Annotated in this window: 9 protein-coding genes; 6 read left to right on the forward strand and 3 right to left on the reverse strand. The window is 44.1% G+C overall.

Annotated elements, in window-relative coordinates:
* Positions 1-61 precede the first annotated feature (61 nt).
* Positions 62-775 carry a hypothetical protein gene (locus tag GFB48_RS01165; RefSeq protein ID WP_163930341.1) on the reverse strand — a complete coding sequence of 238 codons (714 nt, stop codon included), beginning with the start codon at positions 773-775 and terminating at the stop codon, positions 62-64.
* 455 nt (positions 776-1,230) lie between these two features.
* Here GFB48_RS01165 and GFB48_RS01170 point away from each other — a divergent pair, with 455 nt between their 5' ends.
* The 3 genes from GFB48_RS01170 (at position 1,231) to GFB48_RS01180 (ending at position 5,866) form a co-directional block, all read left to right on the forward strand.
* On the forward strand, positions 1,231-2,043 hold the full coding sequence (locus GFB48_RS01170) for a lipase family protein (RefSeq protein WP_163930343.1): 813 nt from the start codon (positions 1,231-1,233) through the stop codon (positions 2,041-2,043).
* A gap of 58 nt (positions 2,044-2,101) precedes the next feature.
* Positions 2,102-3,337, forward strand: coding sequence for a hypothetical protein (locus tag GFB48_RS01175; RefSeq protein ID WP_163930345.1), 1,236 nt, complete (start codon positions 2,102-2,104; stop codon positions 3,335-3,337).
* 351 nt (positions 3,338-3,688) lie between these two features.
* Complete coding sequence (locus tag GFB48_RS01180; protein WP_163930347.1) at positions 3,689-5,866, forward strand: S46 family peptidase; 2,178 nt, start codon at positions 3,689-3,691, stop codon at positions 5,864-5,866.
* Positions 5,867-6,152: 286 nt separating this feature from the next.
* Here the strand turns inward: GFB48_RS01180 and GFB48_RS01185 are convergent, their stop codons facing one another.
* The gene (locus GFB48_RS01185; RefSeq protein WP_163930349.1) at positions 6,153-7,193 is read right to left on the reverse strand and encodes an alkene reductase; all 1,041 of its coding nucleotides are present in this window, start codon (positions 7,191-7,193) and stop codon (positions 6,153-6,155) included.
* Between the two features lie 132 nt (positions 7,194-7,325).
* Here GFB48_RS01185 and GFB48_RS01190 point away from each other — a divergent pair, with 132 nt between their 5' ends.
* From GFB48_RS01190 to GFB48_RS01200, 3 genes are all read left to right on the forward strand, one after another.
* On the forward strand, positions 7,326-7,913 hold the full coding sequence (locus GFB48_RS01190) for a TetR/AcrR family transcriptional regulator (RefSeq protein WP_163930351.1): 588 nt from the start codon (positions 7,326-7,328) through the stop codon (positions 7,911-7,913).
* A 391-nt stretch (positions 7,914-8,304) separates the two neighbouring features.
* Complete coding sequence (locus GFB48_RS01195) at positions 8,305-10,122, forward strand: DUF3413 domain-containing protein (RefSeq protein ID WP_163930353.1); 1,818 nt, start codon at positions 8,305-8,307, stop codon at positions 10,120-10,122.
* Between the two features lie 293 nt (positions 10,123-10,415).
* Complete coding sequence (locus GFB48_RS01200; RefSeq protein ID WP_163930355.1) at positions 10,416-11,036, forward strand: uracil-DNA glycosylase; 621 nt, start codon at positions 10,416-10,418, stop codon at positions 11,034-11,036.
* A 325-nt stretch (positions 11,037-11,361) separates the two neighbouring features.
* Here GFB48_RS01200 and GFB48_RS01205 read toward each other — a convergent pair whose 3' ends face one another.
* Positions 11,362-13,587 carry a TonB-dependent receptor gene (locus GFB48_RS01205; RefSeq protein ID WP_163930357.1) on the reverse strand — a complete coding sequence of 742 codons (2,226 nt, stop codon included), beginning with the start codon at positions 13,585-13,587 and terminating at the stop codon, positions 11,362-11,364.
* Between the last annotated feature and the right edge of the window lie 202 nt (positions 13,588-13,789).

Genomic DNA, 13,789 nt, shown 5'->3' on the forward strand with positions numbered 1-13,789 from the left:
GGGCTAACTCCGAATGAATCGGAAAGGCGATACAAAGAAACTTATAAAACTGTGGCCAATTTTAGTTGACCACTACAAACAGAGCGCCCTCCCTAAAGGCGATATCTGCCCAGTAAGCTCCGGTGTAGGTTCTTATTGATTCTTCCATACCCATTCTAGTGAGTACCCTTCGACGAATATCTTCCTCACGTTTAGAGATAAAACCACCTTTGGCACGGGTAAATTCGTTTTCTTTATGCTTGTTATTTTGTTTGACTAAGAATTTTGTGTGAGTGGTGTCTATATAGCCAAAGTGGCCATCATCTTCGATAACAAAGTGGGTCTGTTGAGCAGCTTGATTGACCTTAAACCAGCGGTCATTATTGAGTTCACTGTTACTTTGCCAATCACTTTCTTTATCAAAGTTTTGTTCGAGCTTTGCAAAGGCTGAAACAGTGAACATTGCACAGGGTTTATCTGCGAGAGGGGCGGTAAAGCTTGAGTCAATCAGTTCAATCTGACCTTTCATCTTGAAAGGGGTATTTTCTGGTGCATGGGCAAGCGAGATCCGCGGCCTTTTATAAAAAGTACCGTAGTGACCAAGTAAGACTAATTGCTCGATTAAGAGACCGACGATGAAAATGAATACCGCAAAAATTAAAACGATATAATCAAACCAAAATGGCGTTAGATAGTCGTAAGCCCAATTTAATAGTCCATAGTGTTCAGCACTAAGAGCTAACAAAGCTGCCATTGCTATTTTCAGAACATAGCCAAATAATTCTTTAAAATCCATTTAATTTCATAACTTTACTATCCACATGAGTATCTATCATAATTGCTCGCCTGCTCAGGATCAATGGACTTGCAGGAGCTTTTTCTCCTGGTTTGTTTTGGCTGAGAGATTCTTGCGCAGCCGAAAGCTCGATTACAGGTCACTGAAAACGGAGTACTGATTTTTCTGTATTCGGTTATCTGTAATCGGTATTCAAATGTTACCCAGCCACCAGCCTTTAAGGACGCCACTTCGTGACTCTCGAGGGCACTTCGCTACCAGATCGGGCTACGCCCTCCAAAAAAGCTGCTGCGCAGCTCGAAGATTAGGATACCCTTATCCCTTTTGTGCAATGAGATTGCAATTTTCTGTAAGCCACTACCGTATAACGTAAAATAGTTATTATTGCTCGTTTTTTGAACTATCTGTAAAGGTGTTCTATAGTCTTTGAATAATGAAAAATTCAAGGATGAAAAATGAACTCCGTCTTGCCTTATACCAGTAAATTGAATAAACAAAATGCCTATTGGATGGCCTTGTTTAGTAAAGAAGTCTATACCTGCCTCAGTAACAGTAAGAAGCCTGATGTAAAGGTAATAAAGCAGTCTTTAATGGCTAAAGATCACAAATTTCAGAATGTGTTTGGTTATGACAATAACTCAGCCCAAGCTATTGTGATTGAGCATAGCGAATACATATGTGTTGCTTTTCGTGGTACCGATGAGATTGATGATTGGTTAGACAACTTAAAGGCTTTTAGGACCGCACAATTATTTGGAGAATTCCACCGTGGTTTTTGGGCGTCATTAATAGATGTTTGGCAACCAATCTTAGACAAATGTGACCTGTTACAACGCGCTCATAAGCGCCCCATTTTTTTTACTGGGCACAGTTTAGGTGGTGCAATGGCGACCCTAGCGGCAGCTCAATTTGTGCATGTTGATAGACCGTTTACCTCGGTTTATACCTTTGGTCAGCCCCGCACTATGGATCGTGCCTCTAGCCAATTTTTCAACTCACAGTGCAGCACTCGATTTTTTAGGTTTCACAACAATAATGACATTGTTACCCGTGTACCTGCCCGAGTTATGGGTTACAGCCATGTTGGCACTTACCTGTATATTTCAGAAGAAAAAGATATACATCAAGAGCCTGGATTCTGGTTTAGATTTATGGACTTTTTTGATGGAGCGCTTAGTGCTTTAAAAGAAGAGGGCATAGATGCCATTGAAGATCACTCAATGGATAAGTACTTAGAAGCGATAACTGAGTGGGATTTTAAACACTAATTATTTATTAAAACATTTACTATGCGTAGTGAGGAGGTGCATAAATTAAGGAAAAAACATGATTTATAAAAAACTTATTATCGTGCTCTTATTTGCAAACTTTGCTTTCAGTGCTTATGGAAATGATGATGGAAAGAGTAAGCCATATATTGTTGGCCTACATTCTCAATCATTAATCGGTCAATGTGCAAACGAGCTTTATAATGATTCTAAAAATGCAGTATTGAATAATGCGGGTGCACCTGTGTTTATATCTGGCACCACTTCCTTTCAAATAGACACCACCAAAACAGATAAGCAGTGCCTGCTCAAGCTTGATACTGATGGCAAGTATTATCAGCTGAATTGTAAAGATACGCCTGATATTGAAAATGCCAATGCTGATGATAAAAATGCGATTAAAGTAGCAAGAAAGAAGGAAACAGAATCCAATTTATTGTCTTGTATTAATATTAAAGTGGCATCGGGTAAGGAGCTTACCTCCGAAGATAAAAGTTTTCAAAAAAAGTTTGAAGACCCCAAAAAAGCTAAAACGGTATTTCAATTTGGTGGTTTAACCCACTGGGTAAGCCAGTTCACCATCGGCTATAAACAGCAGAATGATTTTTCCGAAGAAAAAACAATGGTCGATGGACAAGAAAAAACCATATATACCAGTAAAGGACTAACAAAAGGCACTTTAGTTGCCTCGCTATTAGTCGATGGTAGATGGTCTATGGTGGACCGTGTTGATCAATCGCATTGGCTAGATGGTTTTATTTTTAATTTTGGGTCAGGAGTGATATTTGGTCAAAGCCCATCTTATAAGCCCACAGGCGAGGCTACAGCCCATGAAGGTGCAAAATTTAACAACGTTTCAGGCAGTGTTGATGCTTATGTCAAATTCATAGCTTCACCTGGTACAAATTGGGGCAACGGCAGCACTGTCTTAAGTTTCGGGGGCTTATATGGGGCTCGTTCACAAGATAATGCGACACCAGAAGACCAGTTAAATAGATACTATGGTGGAGGTGGCGAGCTTAGGTATTATGGTAGAGAAATTAGCGCGAATGAAAATTTTCTTCCTATCTTTTCTGCGAGTGCTTACCGCTTAAAAACAGAGTCATGGGGAACGGTTAGGGATAAATGGGTTACAAGCCTCCATGTTCGCTATAAGCCTTTGAACGATTATGATCTACTACTTGGTGTTGACGCCACTCTTGGCCCCCAAGGTGCTGATGACGTGGGTGTGTTGATTGTTTATAGAAAGTCAGTAGGTGATTTACTTGGTTTCTTTAACCCCGCTAGTAAATAATTGGCTTAGTAAACTAAGATAATTCCTTTTTAAATGATTTCTAGGGCCCGTTTATTTGCTTGCGCTGTTATTAAACTCAACAATCATTTGGTTAGGAACACCTGCTCACTTTGAAGTTGGAGTAGGTGCGGTCAACAATCACAGCGAAGCGATTAAAATAACCAAAAAAATAATTTCATAATAATTCTTGTCGTTCAAATGGCTTGTAGCCATTGCCCCCTTTTAGCCGGCTTAGATCAACATGATTGCTGGCATAACAAAATTTAATGAAAAACAGACGCTTTAGGAGGTTTGATTCCTGGTGGTCTTGTGGCATAGTTTTAAAGTCAAAAACAGTCAAAGGAATTCATAATGGCATTAAGGAATAATGCAGTAACCGCATCGTTGCTGGCACTGACCTCTCTGGTGGCCACTTCTGTTACCGCCAAAGAAGGGATGTTCACCCCTGAACAATTACCTCTAATTGAAAAAGATTTGGTAAAAACCGGTCTGGAGATTGACCCAAAATCTCTTTCTTCTTTAACCGCATTCCCAATGGGCGCGGTGGTTTCATTAGGGGGCTGCTCAGCTTCATTTGTATCAAAGCAAGGCCTAGTCGTGACTAACCACCACTGTGCCCGTGGTAGCGTGCAATTTAACTCGACCGCCGAAAATAATTACCTAGAAAATGGGTTTGTAGCTAAAAGCTACAGCGAAGAACTGCCTGCTGCGCCAGGTTCTCGTATCTATGTAACAGTAGACTTTAAAGATGTGACTGACAAAGTGGTTGGCGGTTTAAGCGACACCCTTAGCGACCGTCAACGTTATGATGCCATTGTCGATGCTAAAAAAGCTCTGATTGCTGAATGTGAAAAAGACGAAGGGCATCGCTGTTCTGTGCCTTCTTTCCACCAAGGCTTAGAGTACAAACTCATTAAGCAACTTGAAATTAAAGACGTACGTATTGCTTATTCACCGGCGGATGCGGTAGGTAAATACGGCGGTGATATTGATAACTGGATGTGGCCGCGCCATACCGGTGATTTTGCCTTTTACCGTGCCTATGTCGGTAAAGATGGTAAGCCTGCGGATTATTCAGAAGATAACGTGCCATACATACCAGTTCACAGCTTAAAAGTATCAGCTGCGGGCTTGGATGATGGCGACTTTGTGATGGCCGCCGGTTACCCTGGCTCTACTCAGCGCTATCAGCGTTTGGTGAATGCCGAGCACACCTTTGCTTGGTCTTATCCAACTTGGGTCGAGTTAATTCAAGAATGGATAGCCATGATTGAGCAAACCGCGCCTAAGGGCTCTGATGCACGAGTGAAGTACGAATCTTCCCTTGCGGGTTTGAATAACTTTATGAAGAACACCGAAGGCCAAATTAAAGGGGCAAAGCGTGTCGGCCTACTTGAGCGCCGTGGTGAACGTGAAGCGGCATTATTGGCATGGGTAAAACAGGATTCGAGTCGTGCCGATTTTCTGCAGTCAATTGAAGAGTTGGATGCCCTAGAAAGAGAAATGGCCGATTTCTGGAAAGCCAATTTTCTATACAACAACGCTAACCGCTCGCAAATGCTGTCTGCGGCCAAACGCTTATATCGTTTAGCCATTGAAAAACAAAAGCCTGACGCTAAGCGTGAGCCGGGTTATCAAGAGCGTGATTTCGCTCGAATCAAACAATCACTACAGCGTATTGATCGCCGTTTTGATGCCAAGGTTGAACAAGCGCTGTGGCTAATGTTTATTGAAAAGTATGCAGCCCAAGCCTCTGCTGATCGCGTAGCAGCATTTGATAAGCACATTGCCCTAGGTAAGACTTTTGATAAGTCAGCGGTGGCTAAACGCCTGTCAGAATTTTATAACAACACAGTGTTAGCTGACGTTGATAAGCGTATTTCGCTAATGGATGCCACCAAAGCAGAACTAGAAGCAAACGACGATCCATTTATCAAACTTGCGGTTGCTATCTACCAGCATGGTTTAGACGTTGAAAACAAAGATAAAGCCTTTGATGGCAAGCGCGCTAAATTGCGTCCTAAATACATGAACGCCATTATTGATTGGCAGGCTTCCCAGGGTAGGGTGGCTTATCCAGATGCGAACTCAACCCTGCGTGTTACCTATGGTAACGTGTTAGGTGGCTCACCACAGGATGGCCTAATTTACGAACCTTTTACCCGCTTAGAAGGCATTGTAGCCAAAGACACTGGCATAGAGCCATTCAACTCGCCTAAGTCACAGTTAGATCTTATCAAACAAAAGCGCTACGGCGATTATGCCCTAGATAGCTTAGGTACTGTACCAGTAAACTTCTTAACGGACTTAGATTCGACTGGCGGTAACTCGGGATCGGCGACATTAAATGCAAAGGGCGAGTTAATTGGCCTGTTGTTTGATGGCACCATAGAATCTGTAAATTCAGATTGGGATTTCGACCCACGCACGACTCGAACCATCCATGTGGACAGCCGTTACATGCTATGGGTAATGGAGTATGTGGATGATGCCGGTCACTTAATTGAAGAGATGACTATCGTTAAATAGTTCTTGTTAAATACCAAAGGCAGCCTAGGCTGCCTTGATTGTTTTTTGGAGAGAGCATTGCCCAGCCTCCAGCAGTTAAGGGGTGCCACTGCATGGCTCGATGGTTATAGATTAATGACCTATCTGTAATCGAATTCCCAGCAGACTAAATCGAAGCGTACCAAAGGGACGCAGCCGTACTATATAGCGGCAGTAGCGAAGGGAGTAGTGGGCTTTAGCTGGGGGCAGGATCAGAGAAAATTGATTTAAAAACGCGAAAAATGCGCACTTCCTTGTGCTTTGGTGGTTACACTAATTCCATCAACATTTCGTCGGAGTATGGCGTTAGTGGTTGTTTGGCCTTTAATTTGGCGACATAGTCTGGGTTGGCAATTAATGGGCGACCAATAGCCAGTAGGTCAAACTCATTGTTGGCAATGGCTTGGCTGCCTGCTTCGGCGCTGTAGCTGCCGACACCAATGAGCGTTTGTGAATAGTTAGCGCGAAGGTATTCAGTGGCGCGGCCGCCTAGATAGTCAAAGGTTAGGCTGTTATCAAAAATGCCTAGGTGTAAATAGGCAAGCTGGCGTGATTCAAGTTGGCTTAGTAGTAGATCAAACACGTTTCTGTCGCGGGCATCACCTTCCATATTCACGTAGGCACCAGGGGATAAGCGCAGGGCGGTACGCTGGTGACCAATCTGCTTAATGACGGCATCCACCACAGCAAGCGGAAAGCGAATCATGTTTTCAGGGCTGCCGCCAAATTGATCTTGGCGGATATTGCTTGAGTAATGTAAAAACTGATCCAGCAAGTAGCCATTGGCACCGTGGATCTCTACCCCATCAAAACCGGCTTCCATTGCATTTTGCGCCGCTTGGCGGTAATCGTTAATCAGTTGGGTAATATCATCTGTAGTCGCGGCTTTGGGCATTGCATACTGTAAGTGACGCATTCTTGGCACTGTACCTTCTAGCTGTACCGCTGAAGGCGCAATGGTATGTTGTTCTTCAAAAAAGTGTGCATGGGCTGCGCGGCCGGTGTGCCATAACTGGGCAAAAATCTTACCGCCGTTCTTGTGAACCGCCGCGGTCACTTTCTTCCAACCTTCAATTTGCGCTTGGGTATATAGGCCAGGGGTGTTTGGTAGTCCTTGACCATCGGGGCGAATGATTGCGCCTTCAGAAATGATCAAGCCGGTTTCAGCGCGGCGACCATAGTAATCGGCCATGGCTTGGGTCGGCACCAAATCGGGCCCTGTCATGCAGCGGGTAAGTGGTGCCATAACAATACGGTTTTTCAGGGTAATGGTGTCATTTAAGCTGACGGCTTCAAATAAATTTTCCATACAACATCTAATTTGTTTTTGAATGTCCATTCAAGATAGATGATTTTGAACGGTCGTTCAAGAACTATTTTGAATGCTTGTTCAAAATAGTTTATGATGACCCTCTAACGTTAGGGTGAGGGTAAATGTACGATGCGTAATGCTGAGTTTGATCGTGAACAGGTGTTAAATGCGGCGATGGCTGTATTTATTGAAAAAGGCTATGGCAAAACGAGTGTTCAAGATTTAAAGGCGGCAACAGGATTGCACCCTGGCTCTATTTATTGTGCCTTTGATAACAAGCGCGGCTTACTAATTGCGGCGCTTGAACATTATGCTAGCGCCCGCCACAGTAGTTTTAATCAATTGTGCCAACAGCACGACTCTGCCCTAGGTGCATTAGAAGCTTATATCAATGACGTGGTTAAAGAGTGCGAAGGCCAAGAAATAAAAGGCTGCTTGTTGCAAAAGTCGATGGCTGAAGTGTCTGCCCAAGATGAAGAGGTAGAAGCCATCATTAGCCAAATGTTTAAACAATGGCAGCAAGATTTACTGCAGTTACTTGAACGTGCGCAAACCCAAGGCGAGATAAGTTCTAAGGCAGATTGCCAAGCCTTAAATGACTTTATCATTATGAGCATCTACGGCATGCGCAGCTTGTCCCACACTAAGCCGACCCGGGCGGTATTAACTAGTCTAAGTGCACAGGTATTGAGCCACGTTCGTCATAGTGAACAATGAGCCTAGCAAAACTCACGTTGATACAAGGTAAGCGCAACACTTGCTTTGGTTGTTTGTGCGGCTATTACCTAAGCCGAATGTCAAACGGCAAAAGTCGAATGAAGTAGATAGCTTTCGACATTAGACATTCGACTTTATTCATTCTTGTCGCAGTGACGTCCAGTAGCGAAGCGTGCTGTAGGCTTTAGCCGTCCATAACCAAAGCGAAGCGTACCAAAGGGCAGAGCCCGTGCTAAAGGCTGTAGGCCGTACTAAAAGCGTTAGCGCTCTCGCTTCTATCATCCGTAATCCGTATTCTCGCTCATAATCTCAGTTCACACTTTTGCGAATGGTTTTTGTTCTCTTAGAGTAATTTTTTCTATACTTAACAGAAAATTACAGTGAATAGAGTATGAAAGCGAATCTTACGGCCTTATTTAAATTTATTATTTTAGTCAGCGTGTTAGCGGTCTTGATTAGCTATCGCTATTTTTTGTTTTTCCCTGATACCCCGTACGAACTTTGGCAAACAAGCTATACGGTTGCGAGCTTGTTTAGCCATTTAACCTTACTGACTTTGCTCGCTTCTTTGCCCTTGCTGGTGTTAACTTGGCTGCCTAGCCGTGCATTTAAAACTATTGCAGCCATTTGGGCTACCTTAGGTTTATTGCTGTTGTTAATTGATACCACTGTGTTTGAGTTCTATCGCTTTCATTTGAATTTAGCCATTTTACAAATGTTTATGACGGGCGAAGTGATCACCCTTGATTGGATGGCGTGGCTGGCCTTTTTCGTTTGTTTTGGACTAGGTAGTTATGGCCTGTGGCGCGCGTATCAATGGTTGGCTAGTAAAAACGTTGGTAAACTGCCTAAGTACTTTTGGTCTAGCTTTTTAGTTTGCTTACTCTATTCCCATGGCAGCAGTATTTGGGCGAATGGCATTGGTTTCCAACCTTTGAAAGTCGTGGATTTATATTTACCTGCTTATTATCCCTCTACTGCTCGAACTCTATTAAATGATTTGGGATTGATTGACCTTAAAAAACTAGAGGCCAATCAAGCCAAGAAGCCGGCTTTTACCGCAAAGCAGAATTATCCCACTCAGCCTTTAGTGACAGAAGCTATCGCCCAGCCTAAAGATATTATGTTGGTGGTGGTCGATACTTGGCGCTTTGACTCACTAACCAATGAGTCGATGCCGTTTCTTTATGATGCCGCCAAACAGGGGCTGAATTTCCAAAAACACCGGTCATCGGGTAACGCCACTCGTATGAGTATGTTTGGTATGTTTTATGGTTTGCCTGGTGGCTATTGGGAAACCTTTTTAGCTAACAAAAGGGCACCAATTTTAGTCGAGCGTATGCAAGAGTTGAATTATGACATGGGCATTTTTGCTTCAGCGCAATTAGAGTTTCCAGAATTTAATCGTACCTTGTTTGCCAGCATTGATAATTTACGAATCCGCACCGAGGGCGAAACCCCGGCAGCAAGGGATAGGCAGATGGTGGATGATTGGAAAGCTTGGTATCAGCAACCAAGCGACGACCCAAGATTCTCATTTTTGTTTTTTGATGCCGTACATGGTTACGATTTTCCCGAGGATTACCCCCATAAGAAACAGCCTATGGTTGAGGCCAATTCTCCCTTTGGCCGCGGCCCAGACGTTGACCCAACGCCTTTGCTGAATCGCTATTTAACCAGTGTTCATTATGTGGATTCGTTACTGGCAGAAGTGGCCGAGACCCTTGATAAGCAAGGCCGGCTAGACAACACAGTGATTATTGTCACCAGTGATCACGGTGACTCTATTAATGACTATGGGCTTAATTACTGGGGGCATGGTAGTAGCTTTAGTGATCCGCAAGTGCATGTGCCTTTGGTAATGTTTGGTGCAGGGGTAGCACCATCGGATGAAGCGCTAACCAAGTTATCTACTCACTATGATTTACCAGTAACCATTTTGAAAAATTACCTTGGGGTCACTAGTGATCCTGCTAGTTATGCCATTGGCGTGGACTTATTTGAATCCTTACCAGAGCGTAAGTTTTCATTGGTGACTGACAACCATCGTAAGGATGCTTTAGTGAGTGATGATGGCGTGTTTGTGATTGGTGGCAATGGCTTGTATCAGAATTTAGATAGTCAAAGTCAGCCCACCCAAACCCAAAAGCTAGATAAAGACAAAATGAAGTACCTAATTGAAGTGTTATCTAGGTTTAATGGGAAGTAAAACAGCACGCTGCTGCGCACCTACAGCTTACTGGACGGGCTTTGCCCTACAGGACGCCACTTCGTGGCTACAGTTGAAGTCGAAGGCCAAACGGCGAAGGTCGAACGCAGTAAAAAGCTTTCGACTTTAGACATTCGACTTTCTTCGGTTATGCTGTAGGCCGTGCTCGTCACTCGAGCTACGCAGTAGCGTTCTCGAAGGCGAAGCCGCTCTCGCGTCTCGTATCTGTCCTCCGTAATCCAACGTTTAGACTATATTCAAATACCCTATAGCTTGCTTATTAGGAGTGGTATTTGACGCCCTTTAGTTTTACTAAATCACTGGCGAATATCAGCTTTGCTAATGCTTTTAATCCCTATAGAGATTGCTGCCCTCAGTATGATTATTTTGATGCTGCAGCCCATAGACGCAGCTTATTAAGAAATATGCTGATTGCGGCACAGAAAGTCGATGTAGATGCGATTTGGATTGGCAGAGATTTAGGTTATCTAGGTGGCAGACGCACAGGCTTGGCATTAACCGATGATGTACATTATGCCGACCACGCCAGTCGTTGGGGGCTTGATGTTAAGCGCACCACTAAGGGCAGTGCCGTGCCCGAACGCACCGCCAATTATGTATGGCGATTATTAGATAACATTAACCAGCCCATTTTTATGTGGAATGTCTTTCCACTGCATCCGCACCTTGCTGACATGCCTTTTACTAACCGCAGCCACAATGCCCATGAGCGGGATACTGGCATACAGGTACTAGCCGAGCTGGTGGATTTATTAAAACCAAAACGCATTATTGCCATCGGCAATGATGCCGATATTGCCGCTAATAAACTGGGCATAAACCCAATCAAAGTCAGACATCCCAGTTATGGTGGCCAAAGCCAGTTTTTACAACAGATGAGAAAGATATACTGAGAAGCGAGAACGCCACTGCGTGGCTCGAGGGCGGCTGCGCCTACGAGATCGCTTCGCTGCGAGAAAGTAGCACGGAACTTCGTTCCTACAGTTGAAGTCGAATGTCAAACGGCAAAAGTCGAACGAAGTAAATAGCATTAGACTTCATACGTTCGACTTTCTTCGTTCTTATCGCTGTAGCAAACGTAGTTTGCGTGCCGTAGTCACGAAGTGACGTCCAGTAGCGTAGCGTGCTGTAGGCTTTAGCCGTGCTAACAACTCGAGCTACGCAGTAGCGTTCTCGAAGGCGAAGCCGCTCTCAAATCTCGCTTCTGTAATCTACCGATTACTCAAACAAGTAATTCACTTCGATGCCAATTACGCGACCTTTTTGCATTGGGCCCCATTTGTTTGAAGTAATGTTACCGTAGCGGGCTTCATCTAGTAGGTTTTTACCGTACAGGCCTACGCGCATATCGCCGTCGCTATTGTTCCACTCAACTTTAGCAGTAAGTTCATTCGACTCAGGGAAGTAAGACAGGTTGTCGTCCGAGTAGGCGTTTTTGTCACGGTATGAGTAACCTACGCGGTACACCATGAAGCCAGCACTATCCATTTCTTGGGTGTAGTCACCTGATAAGGTGTAGCTGATAGGCGCAAGCCTTGGTAAATCATCACCAAACTGAGCCGCATGCTGCTCGTTACGGCGAGTATATTTACCGTTTAACCAAGTAAATGAACCCATAATATTGAAGTTATCGGTAATACTGGCAATGAAGTCGGTTTCAATACCTTGGATTTCCACATCACCAGCATTTAGAGTGGCCTGCAGTACTACTACATCTGGATCGGGCACGTTGATTTCTGATTGCTTGTCTTTAATGTCAGCAAAGAAATAAGCCGCGTTCCAACGTAATTTGTTATCTAACAGGTCAGACTTAAAACCAAACTCATAGGTGTCTTGGCCTTCCGCATTAGTTGGTCCAGGCGAGTATAGGTTTGGCTTAGCGTTACGGAAGTTAACCCCACCACTTCTAAAGCCCTTGGTCCAAAAGCTGTACAGCAACACATCATCATTGTACTTATAGTCTACGCCTAGTTTCGGCGTCACACTGTTCCAGTCCCTTGCTAAGTTTTGCCACTTGCCTTCACAGGTATAAGTGCCTACGTCCTGACAAAAGCCGTTACTCGAATCAATGATTTGCGCTTGCTTATCTTCATAGGTATAACGCGCCCCACCGGATACCGACAGCTTTTCGGTTAGCTGATAATCGGCACTAACAAACGCCCCTTGAGACACATGCTCCATGGTACCACCCAGAACAAATTTAAGGGCGCCACCGGCCACAAAACGGTCTTCAAGGTATTTAATGTTTTGTTTGAAGTAGTAGTGACCTACGGTTAAATCAAGGTCGCCATCTAGGTAGCTGGTCGCGTATCTTAATTCGTTACTGATTTGGTCTTGTACTGTAGTACCGCCCACTTCAAAAATAGGGGTGCTAGAGCCATCAAGGTCGGTGGCACTGGCAAAGTCGATATCACGGTAGGCAAAAATATTGGTAATGCTGCTGGTATCTGACAGGTTGAAGTTGGTTTCAAAAATAGCATGCTGCCACTTGCCATCGGTAAATGAACCACCGTCTGGTGAGGTGGTAAATTTACCGGTTTGCTGGTCTAGGTATTCGCCTTTGGCGGGATCAATTACGGTAGTAAGGGTTTGCCAAACACCGCCATCACCTTTTACTGAGCCAGACTCGCCAATTAGGGTAAATTGTAGGTCTTCTGTGGCATCATAAACTAAGGTGCCGCGCATAAAGGTGGTATCTAAGGCACCTACGGTTTTGTTGTTAGGGGTTAGGTATTCTACGCCCTCTAAGTGGCCAGTTCCGTTATTAGTGAAGTAGCCATTATCATTGTTATGGTAGGCCACAACTTTACCGTAAAGTTTGTTATCAATTAGGCTACCTTCCAAAGTACCCGCATAGGTATATTCTTGATGGTCGGTTGCTTGAATGCGTAACTTACCACCAAAATCACCCGTAGGGCGCTTAGTACGAATAGATACCGCACCACCGGTTACGTTACGGCCGAATAATAGGCCTTGGGGACCACGCAGTACTTCTACCGATTCCACATCGAACATATCCATGACTACGCCATAACTGACCCCTAAAAACATACCATCGACAAAGGTCCCTACTGTCGGGTCCACCGATGGGATGGATGAGTTAATGCCTTGACCACGGAATGAGAAGTTTTGCACCCCAGGGAAAGTACCCACTTCTTCAAATTGGACACCAGGGCTTGAGTAGGATAGGTCACTTAGATCAGTCACATTAAGGGCATCAAGTTGATCTTCACCCATAACGGTGACCGATAACGGGGTATCTTGTACTGGCTCTGCTTTTAACTTTTTGCGAGACTTAACTTCGATCACTTCCATTAAGGCTGCCGAGCCTTTCGCTTTTTTGGTTGGTTGTTCAGCTGCAATCGCTAACTGGCTAGAGCCAATACTAGTGATTGCGATCGCTACTGAAGTACTGAGTAATGTCTTTCGCGCTGGGAATCTCATAAACTTCCTTATTTTTATCATTTTTTGTAATTATGTTTCTAGGCATACTCCTTAATTGCCTAGATATTTCTGAGCATTCTTTGACCCAGAAGTAAAAAAATTAGCACGGGCAATAGCCCTAAACAATGATTAATAACCGTAAAAACAGGAGGTTAGACCTCAGTGTTTAGTGCTGATATTTGCTTAGAGTGAGGTTTTTATG

The organism is Paraferrimonas sp. SM1919, assembly GCF_010993985.1.
Taxonomy (GTDB): Bacteria; Pseudomonadota; Gammaproteobacteria; order Enterobacterales; family Shewanellaceae; genus SM1919.